Here is a 19,226-nt window from a genome sequence, read left to right as displayed (position 1 = left end):
GAGTCTTCTAAAGAAACACCGCCGCGGGACAAGGCGAATCATGCTCCACGCCGGGGAAGCCGACCCCGTCATTGACCCCGTACAACGCCTTACCGCGATGTCAAGAATGGGGCGAGTCACCCCTTCGAGTACCCTTCGGGTGCGTGGAACGGTTCCAGGGACCCGACGTCATGTCGCAGGATCAGAGGGCCCCTCGCGCGTTGCTCAGGTGTCCTTTTTGTGTTTGATGAATGTCAAATGCCGCTGGTCCGGCAGGCGCTCTCATGGGGCCTCGGCCGGAAGGTAAGGTAATCGATGGGAGTGACGATCGCGATGAAATCGTGGATCCGCAACGCTGGGCGCACCGCCGCCGGCTTCGTCGGGGCAATGGCCGGCCTGATGGTCCTGGCGTTTGCGGGCATGGATGCGGCCTTGGCCGGCACCGGGCAGCCCTCGCCCTGGCAGATCAACCTGCAGGGCGCCGCCTCGCCGGTGATGGAGAGCATCCGCTCCTTCCACTACTTCCTTCTGGCGATCATCGTCGCCGTGGTCCTGCTGGTGCTTGTCCTGCTCGTGATCGTGATGATCCGGTTCAACGAGAAGGCGAACCCGGTACCCTCGCGTACCACCCACAACACGCTGATCGAGGTCGCGTGGACGGTGGTGCCGGTGCTGATTCTGGTCGCGATCGCGATTCCCTCCTTCCGCCTGCTGTTCCTCGAGCTCGACCTGCCGAAGGCCGACATGACGGTGAAGGCGACGGGCCACCAGTGGTACTGGTCGTACGAATATCCCGACAATGGCGACTTCAGCTTCGACAGCCTGATGGTGCCGACCGAGGACCTGAAGCCGGACCAGCCGCGCCTGCTGGCGGTCGACAACGAGGTGGTGGTGCCGGTCAACAAGATCGTGCGCATCCAGGTGACCGGTGCGGACGTGATCCACTCCTTCGCCCTGCCGTCTTTCGGCATCAAGATCGACGCCATCCCGGGCCGCCTGAACGAGACGTGGTTCCAGGCGGAGAAGGAGGGCGTATATTACGGCCAGTGCTCCGAACTCTGCGGCAAGGACCACGCGTTCATGCCGATCGCCATCCGGGTGGTCAGCGAGGCGGACTTCGCGGCCTGGGTCGAGAAGGCCAAGCAGGAGTTCGCCTCGAACGAGACGCAGGCGCCCGAGCGCGTGGCGCGTAACGACGTGCCGGGCACGATGATGCCGGGCACGATGCTGCCGGTGGCGGCCGCCGCGGCGGCGCGCTGAGGCTCTCGCTTCCGCGCAACAGGAAATACGAAGTGCGTGAAAGCGCACGAATGAGGGACGGTTCAATGGCAAACGCAGCCGCTCACGCAGGCGATCCGACGGGCTGGAAGCGCTGGGTCTACTCGACCAACAACAAGGACATCGGCGTGATGTACCTGATCTTCGCCATCGTGGCGGGGATCGTCGGCGGCATCCTGTCCATCGGCATCCGTGCCGAGCTGCAGGAGCCGGGCCTGCAGATCTTCTCCGATCCGCAGACCTTCAACGTGTTCACCACCGGCCACGGCCTCATCATGATCTTCTTCATGGTGATGCCGGCCATGATCGGCGGCTACGGCAACTACTTCGTGCCGCTGATGATCGGCGCCCCGGACACCGCCTTCCCGCGCATCAACAACGTCGCCTTCTGGCTGCTGCCGCCCTCCTTCGCGCTGGCGATCCTGTCGCTGTTCGTGGAAGGCGCGGCCGGCTCCAACGGCTTCGGCGGCGGCTGGACCATCTATCCCCCGCTCTCGTCCAAGCTCGGCCATCCCGGCCCGGCCATGGACCTGCTGATCCTCTCGCTGCACCTTGCCGGCGCGTCCTCGATCCTCGGCGCGATCAACCTGATCACCACGATCCTGAACATGCGCGCCCCGGGCATGACGCTGCACAAGATGCCGCTCTTCGCCTGGTCGCAGCTCGTGACGGCGTTCCTGCTGCTGCTGTCGCTGCCGGTGCTGGCGGGCGCCATCACCATGCTGCTCACCGACCGCAACTTCGGCACCACCTTCTTCGACCCGGCCGGCGGCGGCGACCCGATCCTGTTCCAGCACCTGTTCTGGTTCTTCGGCCACCCCGAAGTGTACATCCTGATCCTGCCGGGCTTCGGCATCGTCTCCCACATCGTGTCGACCTTCTCGAAGAAGCCGGTGTTCGGCTATCTCGGCATGGCCTACGCGATGGTGGCGATCGGCGTGGTCGGCTTCGTAGTGTGGGCGCACCACATGTACACGGTCGGCCTGTCCTCCTCGACCCAGGCCTATTTCGTGGCCGCGACGATGATCATCGCGGTGCCGACGGGCATCAAGATCTTCTCCTGGATCGCGACCATGTGGGGCGGGTCGATCTCGTTCCGTGTGCCGATGCTGTGGGCGATCGGCTTCATCTTCCTGTTCACGGTCGGCGGCGTCACCGGCGTCGTGCTGTCGAACGCCGGCATCGACCGCTCGCTGCACGACACCTATTACGTGGTGGCGCACTTCCACTACGTGCTGTCGCTCGGCGCGGTGTTCGCGATCTTCGCCGGCTGGTACTACTGGGCGCCGAAGATGTTCGGCTACATGTACTCCGAGACCATCGGCAAGATACATTTCTGGCTGACCTTCGTGGGCGTGAACCTGGTGTTCTTCCCGCAGCACTTCCTCGGCCTCGCCGGCATGCCGCGCCGCTACGCGGACTACCCGGACGCGTTCCACGCCTGGAACTTCATCTCCTCGATTGGTTCCTACATCTCCGGCTTCGCGCTGCTGGTGTTCCTGTTCGGCGTCTACCGCATGTTCGCCGCCAAGGTGCCGGCCGGGGCCAATCCGTGGGGCGAGGGTGCGACGACGCTGGAATGGACGCTGCCGTCGCCGCCGCCCTACCATCATTTCGACGTCCTGCCGCGGATCAAGTGATCCGCCGGACGCGGCACTCCCTCTCCCGGCGCGGCGCACGCGGCGGGGGCGGGCGACAAGACGGGATGGAGGGCCGCAGAGGGCCCTCCTGCGGGCCGGCGCCGCACAGGCGCCGCCCGGCAGGTGAGAGCGCCGCCCCGCGCGGCGCCGGAGTGAGTTGATGAGCGACGTCGCCTCGCGCGAATACGATCTGGCCCATGCCGGGCAGCGCCCGGACGAGGCCCCCTACCACGCCTCGGTGGCGGACTACGTCGCGCTCCTGAAGCCGCGCGTGATGTCGCTCGTCGTCTTCACCGCGCTGGTCGGGATCGTGCGCGCGCCGGGCTCCGTGCACCCGGTGATCGCCTTCACCGCGCTGCTGTGCATCGCCATCGGCGCCGGTGCGTCGGGCGCGCTCAACATGTGGTGGGACGCCGACATCGACGCGCTGATGACCCGCACGCGCCGCCGGCCGGTGCCGGCCGGGCGCATCGCCCCGAGCGAGGCGCTGGCCTTCGGCCTGACGCTGGCGATCGGCTCGGTGCTGGTGCTGGGGCTGCTGGTGGACGAGCTGGCGGCGGCGCTGCTGGCCTTCACCATCTTCTTCTACGCCGTCGTCTACACGATGTGGCTGAAGCGCTGGACGCCGCAGAACATCGTCATCGGCGGCGCCGCCGGGGCCTTTCCGCCCATGGTCGGCTGGGCCGCCGCCTCGGGCGGGATCGGGCTCGAGAGCGTGCTGCTGTTCCTGATCATCTTCTTCTGGACCCCGCCCCATTTCTGGGCGCTGGCGCTCTACAAGTCGGGCGACTACGAGCGCGCGGGCGTGCCGATGCTGCCGGTGGTGGCCGGCCCGGCCGAGACGCGCCGCCAGATCCTGCTCTACACGCTGGTGCTGGTGCCGCTCGCGGTGTCGCCGGCGCTGCTCGGCATGGCGGGGATCGTCTACGGCGTGGTCGCCAGCGTGAGCGGCGCGCTGATGCTGACCCTCGCCGTCCAGCTCTACCGCCGCCGGGAGGGCGTCGCCGCCGAAACCGCGGCCAAGCGGCTGTTCGCCTTCTCGATTCTCTACCTTTTCCTGCTCTTCGCCGTCCTTCTCATCGAAGCGGTCGTACCGGCCTCGTTCGGGCCGGCCTGGTTCGGGCCGATCTGGTTCGGGCTCTGAGCATGTGCGCCGCAAGGAATGATCATGTCGGACCAGAACAAGGCCCCGGAACCGGAGCAGGACGAGGGCGTGGTGCTCACCGACGAGCAGAAGCGCCGGCGCCGCTCGCGCTCGATCGCCATCGGGCTCGTGCTCGGCGGGCTGTGCCTGCTCTTCTACATCGTGACGATCGTGAAGCTCGGCCCGGGCGTGCTGGTCCGGCCGCTGTGAGGGTGTGATGGTGGACGAGACCCCGAACACCGAGGGCCGCGCGGCGGCTCCCGCGAGCGAGACCCGGACGAGCGAAACCCCCGCCGCGTCGCAGGCGAGCCCGGCAGAGGGCAGTGCTGCGGAAGGCGATTCCGCGGGCCGCGCGCGGCCGAGGCCGACCGGCGGCAATAGCTGGATCCTCGGCGCCAGCCTCGCCTTGTTCGTGGGCGCCATGGTCGGCGCGGCCTATGCGGCGGTTCCGCTCTACCGCGTGTTCTGCCAGGTCACCGGCTATGGCGGCGCCACCCGGGTGGCGGAGCGCGCGCCGACCGAGGAACTCGGCCGGATGGTCGAGGTGCGCTTCGATTCGAACGTCTCGCCCGGCCTGCCCTGGGACTTCGTGCCGGAGACGCGCTCGGTGCAGGTGCGCATCGGCGAGACCAAGCTGGTCTACTACCGCGCGCACAACCGCAGCGACAAGGCGATCACCGCCGGGGCGACCTACAACGTCACGCCGGCGCAGTCGGGCTACTACTTCTCCAAGCTCCAGTGCTTCTGCTTCACCGACCAGACGCTGGAGCCGGGGGAGACGCAGGACATGCCGGTGATCTTCTTCGTCGACCCGGAGCTCGCCAAGGACCCCGAGCTGACGACGCTCAAGACCATCACCCTGTCCTACACCTTCTTCCCCAAGGCGGCCCCGGTCGCGACGGGCAAGGACGAGACCGGCAAGGCACCGCTTTAAGACGCAACGCACCTGTGCAGCACACCCCGAGGCGGGCAGAACGCCACATTGCCGTCGCGGCAGGGGCCAGCTAGAAAAAGATACCGAACGGAGAGCGCGACCCATGGCCGAGGCCCACGCCAAGCACCACGACTACCACCTCGTCGACCCGAGCCCGTGGCCCTTCGTCATCTCGGTCTTCGCCTTCGTCATGGCCGTCGGCGCCGTGTTCTGGATGCACGGCCAGCTCACCATGCTGGTGATGATCGCCGGCCTGCTCGGCGTGATCTACACCATGATCGTGTGGTGGCGGGACATCATCCGCGAGGGCCAGTACCAGCACGCGCACACGCCGGTGGTGCAGCTCCATCTGCGCTACGGCATGATCCTGTTCATCGCCTCCGAGGTGATGTTCTTCGTCGCGTGGTTCTGGGCCTTCTTCGACGCGGCGCTGTTCGTCGGCGAGGAGATCAACTTCACCCGCGCCGAGTTCACCGGCGGCCATTGGCCCCCGACGGGCATCGAGACCTTCAATCCCTGGCACCTGCCGCTGCTCAACACGCTGATCCTGCTCACTTCCGGCACGACGCTGACCTGGGCGCACCACGCGCTGGTGCATGGCGACCGGCAGAGCGCGAAATGGGGCCTGTGGCTGACCGTCGGCCTCGGCGTGCTGTTCTCCTCGCTGCAGGCCTTCGAATACAGCCACGCCGAGTTCGCCTTCTCCGGCAACATCTACGGCGCCACCTTCTTCATGGCGACCGGCTTCCACGGCTTCCACGTCATCGTCGGCACAATCTTCCTCGCGGTCTGCCTCGGGCGCCTGTTCGCCGGCCACTTCACGCCGACCCGCCATTTCGGCTTCGAGGCGGCGGCCTGGTACTGGCACTTCGTCGACGTGGTCTGGCTGTTCCTCTTCACCTTCATCTATGTGTGGGGCAGCGCCGGCGCGCCCCACTGAGACACCGGCAACGGGGACGAGGGGCGGCGCGCAGCCGCCCCTTTTTCGTTGCCGCGGCCGCCGACGCGGCTCCTGACCCGGCCGCCGCGCCCCTGAGCACGGCGCCCTGTCCGCCGGCCGGACGCAACGCCCGCGGCCCGATTGCCGCCCGGGCATGAATGGGAGTAGAAGCCCGCCATGGATCTTCAGCCCTTCCATACCGGCGTCTCGCCCTATGCCGCCGGCCTCTCCTGCCGCTGTCCGCGCTGCGGGCGCGGGCGCCTTTTCAAGGGCTTCCTCACCGTCGCGCCGGCCTGCGACAATTGCGGGCTCGACTACAGCTTCGACGATTCCGGCGACGGGCCGGTGGTGTTCATCATCCTGCTCGCCGGCTCGCTGGTGGTCGGGCTGGCGCTGTGGGTCGAGCTGACCTGGGCGCCGCCGCTGTGGGTGCACGCTCTGCTGTGGACGCCGCTGGTGCTGATCTCGACGCTCGGCCTGCTGCGGCCGCTGAAGGCGACCATGATTGCGCTGCAGTACCAGAAGAGGGCCGAGCAGGGCCGCCTCGACGAGGGGGATGCGTGAGCGCGCCGGCGCCGACGGAGAACCGCGGCGGGAACCTCGCCCAGGATCACGCCGGGAACCGCGGAGACGACCGCGGCGCGGACCCCGCCGGGCCTCGCGCGGGGAGGCGGGAGCGCTCGCCGCTGCGCCGGCTGCTGCCGGCCGGGCTGACGGTGCTGGTCGCCTTCGCGCTGCTGGTGGGGCTCGGCGTCTGGCAACTCGAGCGCCTCGCCTGGAAGGAAGACCTGATCGCCAAGGTGGAGGCGCGCATCCACGCGCCGGCCCAGCCCGTGCCGGACGAGGCGGACTGGGACCGGGTCGACTTCGAGCATGACGAATACCGCCACGTGACCGCGCAGGGCCGCTTCCGCCACGATCTGGAGGTGCAGGTCTACGCGCTGGTCGACGTCGAGCCGGACGGCAGCGGCGGGCCCGGCTACTGGGTGGTGACGCCGCTGACCATGGCCGACGGCAGCACCATCCTCGTCAATCGCGGCTTCGTGCCGATGGACCGCAAGGACCCGGCGAGCCGGCCCGAGGGCCGCGACGATGGGCTCGTCACCGTCACCGGGCTCATGCGCATGCCGGAGGAGGGCGGGCTGTTCACCCCCGGCAACGACACGCAGAAGGACGACTGGTTCGTCCGCGACCCGGTCGCCATCGCCAGCGCCAAGGGGCTGGTGCGGGTGGCGCCGTTCCTGATCGATGCCGACGCGACGCCCAATCCGGGCGGGCTGCCGGTCGGCGGGCTGACGCGGGTCGCCTTCCCCAACCGGCACCTCGAATATGCGCTGACCTGGTTCGGCCTCGCCGCGACGCTGCTCGGCGTGTTCGCCGCCTATGCCTGGTCGCGGCTGCGGCAGGCGCCGGCCAGGTAACCGGCGGTGAAGTAGCCGCCGGCCGGGCAGGCCCGCCGCACGCCCTCACCGTCCGCGCCGCTTGCCTCGGAACGGGCCGGCCACTAGGTTGCCGCGCAATTCGCACCTGGAGCGTGTCGCGCGCACGTGTCGTCGCGGGATAGACTCCGGCTCCTTGTGAATACGCCGTTCCGGCCTGCGCGTGCGTCGCGCCGGTGCCGGGGCGGCCCTAGCGGAGGCGCGCGTGCGCTACATATCCACTCGCGGCGAGGCGCCGGCCCTTGCCTTTTCCGACGCGCTGCTGGCGGGGCTGGCGCGCGATGGCGGGCTCTATGTGCCGGAGCTGTTCCCGACCTTCGCGGCGCCGGAGATCGCCCGGCTCGCCGGCCACTCCTATGACGAGGTGGCCGCGCGGGTGATCGCGCCCTTCGTCGACGCCTCCTTTCCGCCCGCGGTGCTGAAGCCGATGCTCAAGGAGGCCTATGCCTCCTTCCGCCACCCCTCGACCACGCCGCTGGTGGAGATCGCGCCGAACCGCTTCGTGCTGGAGCTGTTCCACGGCCCGACGCTCGCCTTCAAGGACGTGGCGATGCAGCTTCTCGGCCGCATGATGGACCACGTGCTGACGGAGCGCGACCAGCGCGCCACCATCGTCGGGGCGACCTCGGGCGACACCGGCAGCGCGGCGATCGAGGCCTTCCGCGGCCGTGCGCGCACCGACGTGTTCATCCTCTACCCGGCCGGGCGGGTCTCCGAGGTGCAGCGCCGGCAGATGACGACGGTGCCGGACGCCAATGTCCACGCCATCGCCGTCGAGGGCACGTTCGACGACTGCCAGGCCCATGTGAAGGCGATGTTCAACCATCACGCCTTCCGCGACCGGCTGCAGCTCGCCGGCGTCAACTCGATCAACTGGGCGCGCATCGTGGCGCAGGTGGTCTACTATTTCGTGGCCGGCGTGGCGCTGGGCGCCCCGCACCGGCCGGTCTCCTTCGTGGTGCCGACCGGCAATTTCGGTGACGTGCTGGCGGGTTATGTCGCCAAGCGCATGGGCCTGCCGGTCTCGCGCCTGACCATCGCCACCAACGTCAACGACATATTGGTGCGCACGCTCGGCACCGGGCGCTACGAGGTGACCGGGGTGGTGCCGTCCTCCTCGCCCTCGATGGATATCCAGGTCTCGTCCAATTTCGAGCGGCTGCTGTTCGAGGCGTTGGAGCGCGACGCCGGCGCGCTGCGCGGGCTGATGGCCGCGCTCGCCCAGTCTGGCGCCTTCTCGCCGCCCGCGCGCGCGCTGGAGGCGATCCGCGCCGATTTCGACGCCGGCCGCGCCGACGAGGCGGAAACGCTGGCGACCATCGCCGCCGTGCGCCGCGACTGCGGCTATTTGATCGACCCGCACACGGCGGTGGCGGTGTCGGTGGCGGAGCGGATCGCGCACGACCCGCACGTGCCGCAGATCGTGCTCTCCACCGCCCATCCCGCCAAGTTCCCCGACGCGGTGGAGCGGGCCTGCGGCGAACGGCCGGCGCTGCCCGCGCACCTCGCCGACCTGATGGGGCGCGAGGAGCGCACGCCGACCCTGCCCAACGACCTCGCCGCCATCGAGGCCTATGTCGCCCGCCACGCCCGCGCCGCGGAGCCGGCGGCATGAGCGGCGACACGAACGGCCAGCGGAGCGGAATCTTTTCCAAGGCGCCGCGCATCACCGAGCTCGACAATGGCGTGACCGTCATCAGCGACGCCATGGAACATCTGGCGACCGCCTCGCTCGGCATCTGGGCCGGGGTGGGCGCGCGCGACGAGCAGGGCGACGAGCACGGCATCTCGCACCTTCTCGAGCACATGGCGTTCAAGGGCACGCGCCGGCGCTCGGCGCGCGACATCGCCGAGGAGATCGAGGCGGTGGGCGGCGACATCAACGCCGCCACCAGCGTCGAGCACACCAGCTACAATGCGCGTGTGCTGGGCGAGGACGTGCCGCTGGCGCTCGACGTGCTGGCCGACATCCTCGCCGAGCCGGCCTTCGACGCCGAGGAGCTGGAGCGCGAGCACAATGTGATCGTGCAGGAGATCGGCGCCGCGCTCGACACGCCGGACGACCTCGTCTTCGACCTGTTCCAGGAGCGGGCCTTCCCCGGCCAGCCGATCGGCCGCTCGATCCTCGGCACGCCGGGAAGCGTGCGCTCCTTCGATGCGGCGCGGCTGCGCACCTATATGGGCCGCACCTACCGGCCGGCGCGGATGATCGTGGCCGGCGCCGGCGCGGTCGAGCACGAGCGGCTGGTCGAGGAGGCGGCCAAGCGCCTCGGTGGCTTCGCGGCCGGCGACAAGCCCGAGCCGGTGCCCGGCCGCTACCAGGGCGGCACCGAGATCGGCGGCGGGCGCGAGCTCGAGCAGGCGCATCTGCTGATCGGGCTGGAGGGGCTCTCCTACAAGGACCCCGGCATCCACGCGCTGCAGGTGTTTTGCAACGTGCTGGGCGGGGGCATGTCCTCGCGCCTGTTCCAGGAAGTGCGCGAGGCGCGCGGCCTGTGCTACGCGGTCTATGCGTTCCACTGGGGCTATGCCGATACCGGCCTGTTTGGCGTCTATGCCGGCACCGATGGCGGGGATGTCGGGGAACTGGTCGACGTGGTGGTCGACCAGATCGCGGCCAGCGTCGAGGAGATGACCGAGCCCGAGCTCGCCCGCTCCAAGGCGCAGGCCAAGGTCGGGCTGCTGGCGGCGCTGGAAAGCTCCGGCGCGCGGGCCGACCAGCTCGCCCGCCAGATGCTGGCCTTCGGCCGGCCGATTCCGCTCGAAGAGATCGTCTCCAAGGTCGAGGCGGTGACGCTGGAGGACGCGCGGGCCGCCGGCCGGGCGCTTATCGCGGGCGGGCGGCCGACCTTCACCGCGCTCGGCCCCGGAAAGCCCCTTGAATCCGCCGCCCGCATCGCGGAACGTCTGTCGGTTGGCTGATCTCGTTTCCACGCACCCGCATGTCGCTGTTCCGCACGGTCTCCTGGCCTGAGCCGCCCACCCTGATCGAGGGCGATGGCGTCGTGCTGCGGATGCCGCAGATGGCGGACTTCACCGCCTGGGCGGGCCTGCGCGAGGCGAGCCGCGACTTCCTGACGCCGTGGGAACCGCTGTGGCCGACCTACGACCTCACCCGCGGCTCGTTCCGCCGCCGCATCCGGCGCTATGCGCGCGATGTGCGCGAGGACAGCGCCTATCCGTTCCTGGTGTTCCGCGCCGGCGACCGGGCGCTGCTGGGCGGGCTGTCGCTCTCCAACGTGCGGCGCGGCGTCACCCAGACCGCGAGTCTGGGCTACTGGATGGGCGCCCCCTTCGCGGGGCAGGGCTATATGAGCGCGGCGGTGCGCACGCTGCTGCCCTTCGCCCATGGCGCGCTGGGCCTGCGCCGCATCGAGGCCGCCTGCCTGCCGAGCAACACGCCGTCGATCCGGCTGCTGGAAGGCACCGGCTTCCGCCGCGAGGGCTATGGCCGCGAATATCTGTGCATCAACGGCGAATGGCAGGACCATCTGCTCTTCGCCCGGCTCGGCCGCGACCCGATCGGCCGCCCCAAGGCGGTGGACACGCCGAGCCTGGTGCCCGTGCAAAGTGAAAACGACATCAATGGCGGCGGCTAGTCTGGAACGACTACAAGTTACCTCCGGTATTTCCCCGTTCATATGGTCACGTGATCGCCAGATAGGGTTTTCCCGATTGACGCGCGGCGGGAATAGCGCGAGAAAATAAGACAAAGGCAGAGTTTAGAATAATTCTAAATAGCTGATCACTTGGTCCATCCCCGCGATGATTGTTTGTTCCTGTAACGTGATTACGGATCGTCAGATCCGCGATGCGGTGAACGATACCCAGTCCTCGGTACGCACGGCCGGCCAGGTCTATCGCTGCCTGGGCTGCAGCGCGCAGTGCGGGCGCTGCGCGCGCATGATCCGCAAGCTGATCGACGACGTGAACGCCACCGCCTGCGGCGCCTGCGTGCGCGAGTGCCCGGTGGCGGGCCACGCCCATGAGCACGTGCACGGGCCGGCGCATGCGACGGCGCACGCGCATGAGACTTCGCAGGGGCACGAGCCTGTCCGCGCCCACGAATCTGCCCGCGCAAACGCGCCGGCCCACGAGCATGAGCATGTGCCGGCGCGCGAGCCGGCCCGGCGCCGCGCCGAGGCGGACGAGACCGCGCACGCGCATGCCCGCGCCGACGCCTACGCTTCCCTGATTCCCGCCGAATAATCCGCGCCGCCGCGGGTCCCGCCCGGACCCGTAGCCGGCGACGTTCTCGGCTTGCCTCATACTTGGAATTATTCTAAAGAAACTCCGGTCACATCAATTCAGGGAGACGTCGCGGCCATGAAGGGCGATCCGAAGGTCATCGAATATCTCAACCGCGGCCTGAGGTCCGAGCTCACGGCGATCAACCAGTACTGGCTGCATTACCGCATGCTGGACAATTGGGGTTTCAAGAAGATGGCCGCCAAGTGGCGCGCCGAATCGATCGAGGAAATGCAGCACGCCGACAAGTTCGTCGACCGCATCCTGTTCCTCGAGGGCTTCCCCAACCTCCAGGTGCTCGACCCGCTGCGCATCGGCCAGGACGTGAAGGAAGTGATCGAGTGCGACCTCGCCGCCGAGATCGAGGCCCGCGCGCTCTATCAGGAAGCCGCGGCCTATTGCGCCGAGGTGAAGGACTATCCCAGCCGCGACCTGTTCAAGGAGCTGATGGCGGACGAGGAGGGGCATATCGACTTCCTCGAGACCCAGCTCGACCTGATCGCCCGGCTCGGCCTGCAGCTCTACTCGCAGCACCATATCGGCGGCTTCGAATAGGCGCCGGGCATCGACCCGAAGACGGGGAAGCCGGTCGCGAGACCGGCTTTTTCTTTGCCCGGCGGCGGGCGCCTGCCGTCTTTAGATCAATTCCAACCTATTGATCTCGCGAAGCTTTTTGTTGACGTTGCGTCATGTTCGACCTACCGCGGCAGGCGAGCCATATCGAGGGGCCGCCCCGCCATCCGGGCCGCCCGCGCGCAGGAGGAACGACATGACCGCCAAGCTCCCTCATCGGGCCGCCCGCCGGCTCGCCCTCGGCGGACTTCTGGCCGCCGGCCTCGCGCTGGCCACGGTCGGGGCGCGGGCCGAGGAAGTGGTGAACGTCTACACCACCCGCGAGATCGGTCTCGCCAAGCCGCTGTTCGACGCCTTCACCGAGAAGACCGGCATCGGCGTCAACAGCGTGTTCGTGAAGGACGGCCTCGCCGAGCGGGTGAAGGCCGAGGGCGCGGCCTCGCCCGCCGACGTGCTGATGACGGTCGATGTCGGCGCGCTGCTCGACCTCGTCGACCAGGGCATCACCCAGCCGGTGCGCTCCGAAGTGCTGGAATCGGCGATCCCCGCCAATCTGCGCGGCGCCGACGGCAGCTGGTACGCGCTCTCCATGCGCGCCCGCGTCGCCTATGCCGCCAAGGACCGGGTGAGCCTCGACGCGCTGCACTACGAGGATCTCGCCGCGCCCGAATGGAACGGCAAGCTGTGCATCCGCTCCGGCAAGCACCCCTACAACACGGCGCTGATCGCGGCCTATATCGTCCATCACGGCGAGGCGGCGGCGCAGAAGTGGCTGGAGGGCGTGAAGGCCAATCTCGCCCGCAAGCCGGCCGGCGGCGACCGCGAGAACGCCCGCGACATCCTCGCCGGCATCTGCGACCTCGGCATCGCCAATTCCTACTATGTGGGGCTGATGCGCTCGGGCAAGGGCGGGCCGGAGCAGGAGGAGTGGGCGGCGGCGATCCGCGTCGTGCTGCCCACCTTCGAGGGCGGCGGCACCCATGTGAACATCTCCGGCGCCTCGGTGGCGAAAAACGCGCCGAACAAGGACAACGCGGTCAAGCTGCTGGAATATCTCGTCTCGCACGAGGCGCAGGAGCTCTACGCCAAGTCGAACTTCGAATATCCGGTGGTGGCGGGGGCGCCGATCGACCCGATCATCGCCGCCTTCGGCCCGCTGAAGATCGACGATATCGACCTCGTCGCCGTCGCCAAGGCGCGCAAGGCGGCGACCGACCTCGTCGATACGGTCGGTTTCGACAATTGACGCGCCGGCCGGCGATGCTTGGACCGGGCGCACGCGGCGCGGCGGGCCGCCCGTGAGCGTGGCGGCACGATCGCCGGCGAGCGCGGGCGCAGGCGCGCCGACGGGCGCGCGCCTGCTGCGCGGGGCGTCGGGGGCGGTGGTGCTTCTGGTACTGCTCCCGCTCGCCGCGCTGGTGTGGACCGCCGCGCAGGGCTCGGGCGATCTGTGGCCGCATCTGCTGCGCCATGTGGTGCCGCACGCGCTGGGTGAGACCGTGCTGCTCGCGCTCGGCGTCGGCGTGCTGGCCGGAATCATAGGCACCGGCACCGCCTGGCTGGTCGCGGTCTGCCGCTTTCCCGGGCGCGGCCTGTTCGAATGGGCGCTGCTGCTGCCGCTCGCCATCCCGACCTACATCCAGGCCTTCGTCTATGTCGACGCGGTCCACCCGCTCGGGCCGATCCCGACGCTGATCCGCTCGCTGCTCGGCATGAAGAGCCCGCGCGACCTGTGGCTGCCGGAGGTGCGCAACCTGCCCGGCTGCATCGTGCTGCTGGGGCTGGTGCTCTACCCTTATGTCTATCTCGCCGCCCGCGCGGCCTTCCTGATGCAGACCGCCTCGATCCTCGACGCGGCGCGCACGCTGGGCGCGGGGGCCGGCGAGACGTTCCTGCGCATCGCCCTGCCGCTGGCGCGCCCCGCCATCGCGGTAGGCGTGACGCTGGCGCTGATGGAGACGGTGAACGATGTCGGCGCCTCCGAATTCCTCGGCGTGCAGACGCTCACCCTGTCGATCTATTCCACCTGGCTGAACCGCTCCAGCCTGCCCGGCGCGGCGCAGATCGCGCTGTTCATGCTGGCGATCCTGTTCGCGCTGGTGATGGTGGAGCGCTGGGGCCGGCGCCATCTCAGCATCGCCGCCATCGGCGCCCGCGCCCACGCCCCGGCACGCCGCCTCCTCGGGCGCGGGCAGGGGATGCTGGCGATGCTCGCCTGCCTGGTGCCGGTGACGCTCGGCTTCCTGCTGCCGGCCGGGCACCTCGCGCACACCGCCTGGAAGCGCTGGCTGTTCCACGGCGTGCCCGCGAGCATCTGGCAGGAGGCGGCCAATACTGCGCTGCTGGCCGGGCTCGGCACGCTGGCCGCGCTCGGCTGCGGCCTCATCGTCGCCGTGGCGCTGCGGGTGCGGGCGCTGCGCGGCGGGCTGGTGCCGCGGCTGGCGAGCCTGGGCTACGCGGTGCCCGGCACGGTGCTGGCGGTGGGCCTGCTGGTGCCGCTCGCCGCCTTCGACAACTGGGTCTCATCGACCAGCGCGCGGCTGACCGGGGTGCCGACCGGGCTGCTGCTCTCCGGCTCCGGCGCGGCGCTGGTCCTCGCCTATGTCATCCGCTTCCTGGCGATCCCGGTCGGCGGACTGGAGGCGGGCTATGGGCGGATCGGCACCACGCTCGACATGGCCGCGCGCAGCCTCGGGGAGCGCCCGCCCGGCGTGGTGCGGCGCATCCACCTGCCGCTGCTGCGCCCCGCGCTCGGCACCGCGGCGCTGCTGGTGTTCGTCGACTGCATGAAGGAGCTGCCGGCGACGCTGATGCTGCGCCCGCTCAACTTCGAGACGCTGGCGAGCCACGTCTATGGCGAGGCCGCGCGCGGCACCTATGAGGACGGCGCGCTCGCCGCCCTGCTCATCGTGCTGGTCGGGCTGGTGCCGGTGATCCTGCTGGCGCGGCTCTCCCGCCCGCGCGAGGGATAGGGCGCGACAGACTGGCCGCGCCCTCCCGCCCTCACACCGCGAGTTCGGGCAGGTCGCGGTAGAGCTCCAGCGATTCCGGGTTGGCCAGCGCCTCGGTGTTCTTCACCGGCCGGTTGTGCACCACGTCGCGCACGGCGAGCTCGGTGATCTTGCCGGAGCGGGTGCGCGGGATGTCGGCCACGGCGACGATCTTGGCCGGCACGTGGCGCGGGCTGGCGCCGGTGCGGATCTGGGTGCGGATGCGCTTCTCGAGCTCCGCGTCGAGCACCGCGCCCGGCTTCAGCCGCACGAAGAGCACGACCCGCACGTCATTGTCCCATTCCTGGCCGATCGCCAGCGCCTCGACGATCTCCGGCACCTGCTCGGCCTGGGCGTAGATCTCGGCGGTGCCGATGCGTACGCCCTGCGGGTTGAGCGTGGCATCGGAGCGGCCATGGATGATGATGCCGCCGTGATGGGTCCATTCGGCGAAGTCGCCATGGCACCAGATATTGTCGAAGCGCTCGAAATAGGCGGCGTGGTACTTGGCCCCGTCCGGGTCGTTCCAGAACATCACCGGCATGGAGGGGAAGGGCTTGGTGCAGACCAGCTCGCCCCGCTCGCCGACCACCGGCCGGCCCTCGTCCGACCAGACCTCGACCGCCATGCCGAGGCCCGGCGCCTGGATCTCGCCCTTGTAGACCGGGGCGGTGGGGTCGCCGAGCACGAAGCAGGAAACGATGTCGGTGCCGCCCGAGATCGAGGCGAGGTGGAGGTCGGGCTTGATCGCCTCGTAGACGTAGCCGAAGCTCTCCGGCGCCAGCGGCGAGCCGGTGGAGGTGAGCGCCTTCAGCTTCGAGAGATCATGCGTCTCGCCGGGCTTCAGACCCTCCTTGCGCAGCGAGTCGATGTATTTCGCCGAGGTGCCGAACAGCGCGAAGCCCTCCTTCTCGGCATAGTCGAACAGCACCGAGGGGCCGGGCGCGAAGGGCGAGCCGTCGAACAGGCACAGGGTGAGGTTGCTGGCGAGGCCGGTGACGAGCCAGTTCCACATCATCCAGCCGCAGGTGGTGAAGTAGAACAGCCGGTCGCCGGGCGCGAGGTCGCAATGCAACCGGTGCTCCTTCACATGCTGCAGCAGCGTGCCGCCCGCCCCGTGGACGATGCATTTGGGCACGCCCGTGGTGCCGGAGGAGAACAGGATGAAGGCGGGGTGGTTGAAGGGCAGCCGCTCGAACACCAGCGGGGCCGGGGCGTGGGGCGCGAGGAAGGCGTCGAGCGCGACCCCGTTCGGCAGGCCGGCGGCGACCTCCGCGGCCTCGCCGAGATAGGGCACGATCACCGTCGCGGCTGTGTCGGCGAGGTGCGGCACCACGCTCTTCAGCTTGTCGCCGATGGCGACCCGCTTGCCCGAATACCAGTAGCCGTCGCAGGCGAAATAGACCTTGGGCGCGATCTGCCCGAATCGGTCGAGGATGCCGCGCTCGCCGAAATCGGGCGAGCAGGAGGAGAAGATCGCGCCGAGCGAGGTGGTCGCCAGCATGATGGCGATGGTCTCGGGCATGTTGGGCATGGTGGCGGCGACGCGGTCACCGACCCCGACCCCGGCCGCGCGCAGCCCCTGCTGCAGGCGCGAGACCAGGTCGCACAGCTCGCCGAAGCTCACCTGCCGCTCGACCTTGTCCTCGCCGCGGAAGACCAGCGCCACCTCGTCCCGCCCGCGCGGGCGCAGCAGGTTCTCGGCGTAGTTGAGCCGCGCCTCGGGGAAGAAACGGGCGCCGGGCATCGCCTCGGCGTCGACCAGCGCGGTCGCGCCGCGCTCGCCGATGATGTCGCCCAGATCCCACACCTCCTCCCAGAACGTGCCGGGATGGGCGACCGACCAGGCGTGGAGATCACGGAAGTCGGTCAGCGCCGTGCCGTGGCGCGCATTGACGGTGCGGACGAGGGCGGTAACCGCGCTGCGGGCGATCCTCTCCGGGCTCGGTTTCCAGAGGGGTTCATCACTCGCCGCACTCATCGATTTCCTCCGTGTTCAGGTCGGCCGGCGCGTTCTGCGTCGCCGGGCCGCATGGCGCCAGCGGATTCATAGCGCCCGCCTCGGCGTCTGTCAGGCCATCAAACAGACACAGAGACACAAGATGTTGCGCCGTCCGCCGGCTGGCATTTCCCACCGTGGCGTGCCTCCGCGCTTGCGTGCCTGCGTCCGGGTGCTGTACGCGCATGAACAGGGGACGCCACCGATCGCTTTATGAAGAAACTCGTTCCGATCCTGCTGCTGCCCGTGGTGCTGGTGCTCGCCGCGGCAGCCTTTGCACCCAAGCTCGCCTCCGACGCGCGGCTGCGCGCCGAGGCGGTGGCGGCGGTGCGCGCGGCGACCGGCCGGGAACCGCGCATCGAGGGGCCGGTCGGCTTCTCGGTGCTGCCCTGGCCGGCGATCACCGCCGAGGATCTCACGGTCGATGACGAGGACGGCGACTCCCGGCTGATGGTGCCGCGCCTGCGGGTCGTGCTGCACCTGCTGCCGCTGCTGACCGGGCAGGCGCGCGCCGACCATATCGAGCTCGCCTCGCCCGAACTGAGCATCGTCGGCAGCGAGGCCAGCCTCGACGGTTTCTCCGCCCTGGTGGCGGGCCTCGGCACCAGCCGGCTCGACGCCGACATCCGCGTCACCGACGGCCAGCTCCTGGTGCGCCACGGCAATGTCAGCGAGGTGGTGATCCCGCGCGCCGACGTCCGCCTCGCCTGGCAGGGGATGAAGGAGGTCGCGCTCAAGGGCAAGCTCACCTGGCGCGGCGAGCCGCTCGACGTCGACTTCGCCCTGTCGGACGTCGCCCGCCTCGCCGCCGGCGGCGGGGCCGGCCTGCGGCTCTCCGCCTCCGGCCCGCCGGCCGAGTTCTCCTTCGACGGTTCGGTGAAGCTCGCCGGCGGCCCGGTGGCCGAGGGCCAGCTCGCCATGTCCTCGCGCAAGCTTCGCGACACGCTGGAATGGCTCGGCCTCGACGCGCCGACCGAGCAGGGCTTCGGCGCGTTCGCGCTGCGCGGGCAGGCGCTGATGTCGGACCAGGGCGCAGCGCTGTCCAGTGCGCGGCTCGAGCTCGACGGCAATGTCAGCGAGGGCGGCTTCAACCTGCGGCTGGAGGACGGGCGCAGCATCGTGCAGGGCTCGCTGGCGAGCGAATCGGTCGACCTGACGCCCTACGGTCAGCTTACCATCTTCGATTCCGACGACGGCACCTGGAGCGACGACCCGCTCGACCTGTCCCGCCTCGCGCGGCTCGACCTCGACCTGCGGCTCTCGGCGACACGGGTGCGCGCGGGCAACTCGCAGTTCCGCCGCATGGCCGCGAGCGCGGTGCTGAAGAACGGCAAGCTTTCGCTGGCGATCGGCGAGGCCGAGGCCTGGGACGGCATCTTCCGCGCCGCGATCCATGTCGCGCCCGGGCCGAACGGCGCCGGCGCGGATGCGCGGGTCGACCTCGCCGGCGACGATGTCGCCTTCGCCAAGGCGTTCGGCGACATTTTCCGCTCGCAGCGGCTGGAGGGCAAGGGCAGCTTCCACCTCACCGCCGGCGGCGCGGGCGAAAGCATCGCCCAGATCGTCACCGGGCTCGACGGCGACTTCACGCTCTCGGGCGCGCACGGCGCGCTGGTCGGCATGGATGTCGGGCGTATCCTCGACCGGCTGGCGAAGCGCCCGCTGTCGGGCATGGGCGACCTGAGGGGCGGGCGCACGCCGTTCGACAGCATCGAGCTGTCGGCGACCATTGCCGGCGGCATCGCGCGGCTGGCGAAGTTCGAGGTCGAGAGCTCGCGGCTGCGGATCGCGATGAACGGTAAATGCTCGATCGCCCGGCGCGACCTCGACCTGAGCGGGGAGGCGACGCTGATGGGTTCGAAGGAAGCGGGCACGCAGGTGGCTTCGTTCGAATTGCCCTTCATCGTGCGCGGCGACTGGGAGCGGCCGGTGGTGCTGCCCGACGCGCAGTTGCTGATCCGCCGCTCGGGCGCGGCGCGGGCGCTGTTCGGCGACAAGCTGAACACGCTGGACCCGCTCGGCGTCTCTGGCTCGGCGAACCCCTGACGCTAGCGCCGGGCGG

Annotated in this window: 17 protein-coding genes; 16 read left to right on the top strand and 1 reads right to left on the bottom strand. The window is 69.6% G+C overall.

Annotated features, from left to right (window positions below; translation table 11 throughout):
- Positions 1-294: 294 nt before the first annotated feature.
- The 15 genes from coxB (at position 295) to NVS89_RS04145 (ending at position 15,147) form a co-directional block, all read left to right on the top strand.
- Positions 295-1,239: a cytochrome c oxidase subunit II gene (gene coxB, locus NVS89_RS04215; protein ID WP_374114514.1), complete on the top strand. Its 945-nt coding sequence runs from the start codon at positions 295-297 to the stop codon at positions 1,237-1,239.
- Between the two features lie 65 nt (positions 1,240-1,304).
- On the top strand, positions 1,305-2,897 hold the full coding sequence (gene ctaD / locus NVS89_RS04210; RefSeq protein WP_258731231.1) for a cytochrome c oxidase subunit I: 1,593 nt from the start codon (positions 1,305-1,307) through the stop codon (positions 2,895-2,897).
- A gap of 160 nt (positions 2,898-3,057) precedes the next feature.
- A complete protein-coding gene (locus NVS89_RS04205; protein ID WP_258731230.1) occupies positions 3,058-4,041 on the top strand; it encodes a heme o synthase in 984 nt (327 codons plus the stop codon).
- Positions 4,042-4,065: 24 nt separating this feature from the next.
- Positions 4,066-4,251, top strand: a complete 186-nt coding sequence (locus NVS89_RS04200; protein WP_258731229.1) for a cytochrome c oxidase system small membrane protein — start codon at positions 4,066-4,068, stop codon at positions 4,249-4,251.
- A 7-nt stretch (positions 4,252-4,258) separates the two neighbouring features.
- Positions 4,259-4,975, top strand: a complete 717-nt coding sequence (locus NVS89_RS04195) for a cytochrome c oxidase assembly protein (RefSeq protein ID WP_258731228.1) — start codon at positions 4,259-4,261, stop codon at positions 4,973-4,975.
- 103 nt (positions 4,976-5,078) lie between these two features.
- Positions 5,079-5,915 (top strand): cytochrome c oxidase subunit 3, encoded by an 837-nt coding sequence (locus NVS89_RS04190; RefSeq protein ID WP_258731227.1) that lies wholly within the window; start codon positions 5,079-5,081, stop codon positions 5,913-5,915.
- Between the two features lie 177 nt (positions 5,916-6,092).
- Positions 6,093-6,479, top strand: coding sequence for a DUF983 domain-containing protein (locus tag NVS89_RS04185; protein ID WP_258731226.1), 387 nt, complete (start codon positions 6,093-6,095; stop codon positions 6,477-6,479).
- A gap of 122 nt (positions 6,480-6,601) precedes the next feature.
- On the top strand, positions 6,602-7,336 hold the full coding sequence (locus NVS89_RS04180) for an SURF1 family protein (protein WP_258731529.1): 735 nt from the start codon (positions 6,602-6,604) through the stop codon (positions 7,334-7,336).
- 223 nt (positions 7,337-7,559) lie between these two features.
- Positions 7,560-8,969, top strand: a complete 1,410-nt coding sequence (gene thrC, locus NVS89_RS04175) for a threonine synthase (protein WP_258731225.1) — start codon at positions 7,560-7,562, stop codon at positions 8,967-8,969.
- Positions 8,966-10,276, top strand: a complete 1,311-nt coding sequence (locus NVS89_RS04170; RefSeq protein ID WP_258731224.1) for a M16 family metallopeptidase — start codon at positions 8,966-8,968, stop codon at positions 10,274-10,276. The genes thrC and NVS89_RS04170 overlap by 4 nt, the downstream gene beginning before the upstream one ends.
- 20 nt (positions 10,277-10,296) lie before the next feature.
- Positions 10,297-10,953, top strand: a complete 657-nt coding sequence (locus NVS89_RS04165; protein ID WP_258731223.1) for a GNAT family N-acetyltransferase — start codon at positions 10,297-10,299, stop codon at positions 10,951-10,953.
- Between the two features lie 166 nt (positions 10,954-11,119).
- Entirely contained in the window at positions 11,120-11,563 is a 444-nt protein-coding gene (locus tag NVS89_RS04160; protein WP_258731222.1) for a (2Fe-2S)-binding protein, read from the top strand.
- 117 nt (positions 11,564-11,680) lie between these two features.
- Complete coding sequence (bfr, locus tag NVS89_RS04155) at positions 11,681-12,157, top strand: bacterioferritin (protein ID WP_258731221.1); 477 nt, start codon at positions 11,681-11,683, stop codon at positions 12,155-12,157.
- A gap of 214 nt (positions 12,158-12,371) precedes the next feature.
- Positions 12,372-13,421 carry an extracellular solute-binding protein gene (locus NVS89_RS04150; protein WP_258731220.1) on the top strand — a complete coding sequence of 350 codons (1,050 nt, stop codon included), beginning with the start codon at positions 12,372-12,374 and terminating at the stop codon, positions 13,419-13,421.
- A gap of 52 nt (positions 13,422-13,473) precedes the next feature.
- Positions 13,474-15,147 (top strand): ABC transporter permease, encoded by a 1,674-nt coding sequence (locus NVS89_RS04145; protein ID WP_258731219.1) that lies wholly within the window; start codon positions 13,474-13,476, stop codon positions 15,145-15,147.
- Between the two features lie 31 nt (positions 15,148-15,178).
- Here NVS89_RS04145 and NVS89_RS04140 read toward each other — a convergent pair whose 3' ends face one another.
- Positions 15,179-17,146: an acetoacetate--CoA ligase gene (locus NVS89_RS04140; RefSeq protein WP_258731218.1), complete on the bottom strand. Its 1,968-nt coding sequence runs from the start codon at positions 17,144-17,146 to the stop codon at positions 15,179-15,181.
- A gap of 231 nt (positions 17,147-17,377) precedes the next feature.
- On the opposite strand from NVS89_RS04140, the gene NVS89_RS04135 reads away from it, so the two are divergent.
- Complete coding sequence (locus NVS89_RS04135; protein WP_258731217.1) at positions 17,378-19,210, top strand: AsmA family protein; 1,833 nt, start codon at positions 17,378-17,380, stop codon at positions 19,208-19,210.
- Positions 19,211-19,226 lie beyond the last annotated feature (16 nt).

The sequence above is a fragment of the Ancylobacter mangrovi genome (genome assembly GCF_024752355.1).
Classification (GTDB): domain Bacteria; phylum Pseudomonadota; class Alphaproteobacteria; order Rhizobiales; family Xanthobacteraceae; genus Ancylobacter; species Ancylobacter mangrovi.
The sequence above is the reverse complement of the archived record's forward strand: the minus strand, read 5'-3'. Positions and strand labels throughout refer to the sequence as shown.

What these genes read in the sequence shown, in the direction of transcription:
- coxB (WP_374114514.1), top strand. Translation starts at nt 295, where the DNA reads ATGGGAGTGACGATCGCGATGAAATCGTGGATCCGCAACGCTGGGCGC.
- ctaD (WP_258731231.1), top strand. Translation starts at nt 1,305, where the DNA reads ATGGCAAACGCAGCCGCTCACGCAGGCGATCCGACGGGCTGGAAGCGC.
- NVS89_RS04205 (WP_258731230.1), top strand. Translation starts at nt 3,058, where the DNA reads ATGAGCGACGTCGCCTCGCGCGAATACGATCTGGCCCATGCCGGGCAG.
- NVS89_RS04200 (WP_258731229.1), top strand. Translation starts at nt 4,066, where the DNA reads ATGTCGGACCAGAACAAGGCCCCGGAACCGGAGCAGGACGAGGGCGTG.
- NVS89_RS04195 (WP_258731228.1), top strand. Translation starts at nt 4,259, where the DNA reads ATGGTGGACGAGACCCCGAACACCGAGGGCCGCGCGGCGGCTCCCGCG.
- NVS89_RS04190 (WP_258731227.1), top strand. Translation starts at nt 5,079, where the DNA reads ATGGCCGAGGCCCACGCCAAGCACCACGACTACCACCTCGTCGACCCG.
- NVS89_RS04185 (WP_258731226.1), top strand. Translation starts at nt 6,093, where the DNA reads ATGGATCTTCAGCCCTTCCATACCGGCGTCTCGCCCTATGCCGCCGGC.
- NVS89_RS04170 (WP_258731224.1), top strand. Translation starts at nt 8,966, where the DNA reads ATGAGCGGCGACACGAACGGCCAGCGGAGCGGAATCTTTTCCAAGGCG.
- NVS89_RS04165 (WP_258731223.1), top strand. Translation starts at nt 10,297, where the DNA reads ATGTCGCTGTTCCGCACGGTCTCCTGGCCTGAGCCGCCCACCCTGATC.
- NVS89_RS04160 (WP_258731222.1), top strand. Translation starts at nt 11,120, where the DNA reads ATGATTGTTTGTTCCTGTAACGTGATTACGGATCGTCAGATCCGCGAT.
- bfr (WP_258731221.1), top strand. Translation starts at nt 11,681, where the DNA reads ATGAAGGGCGATCCGAAGGTCATCGAATATCTCAACCGCGGCCTGAGG.
- NVS89_RS04150 (WP_258731220.1), top strand. Translation starts at nt 12,372, where the DNA reads ATGACCGCCAAGCTCCCTCATCGGGCCGCCCGCCGGCTCGCCCTCGGC.
- NVS89_RS04140 (WP_258731218.1), bottom strand. Translation starts at nt 17,146, where the DNA reads ATGAGTGCGGCGAGTGATGAACCCCTCTGGAAACCGAGCCCGGAGAGG.
- NVS89_RS04135 (WP_258731217.1), top strand. Translation starts at nt 17,378, where the DNA reads ATGAAGAAACTCGTTCCGATCCTGCTGCTGCCCGTGGTGCTGGTGCTC.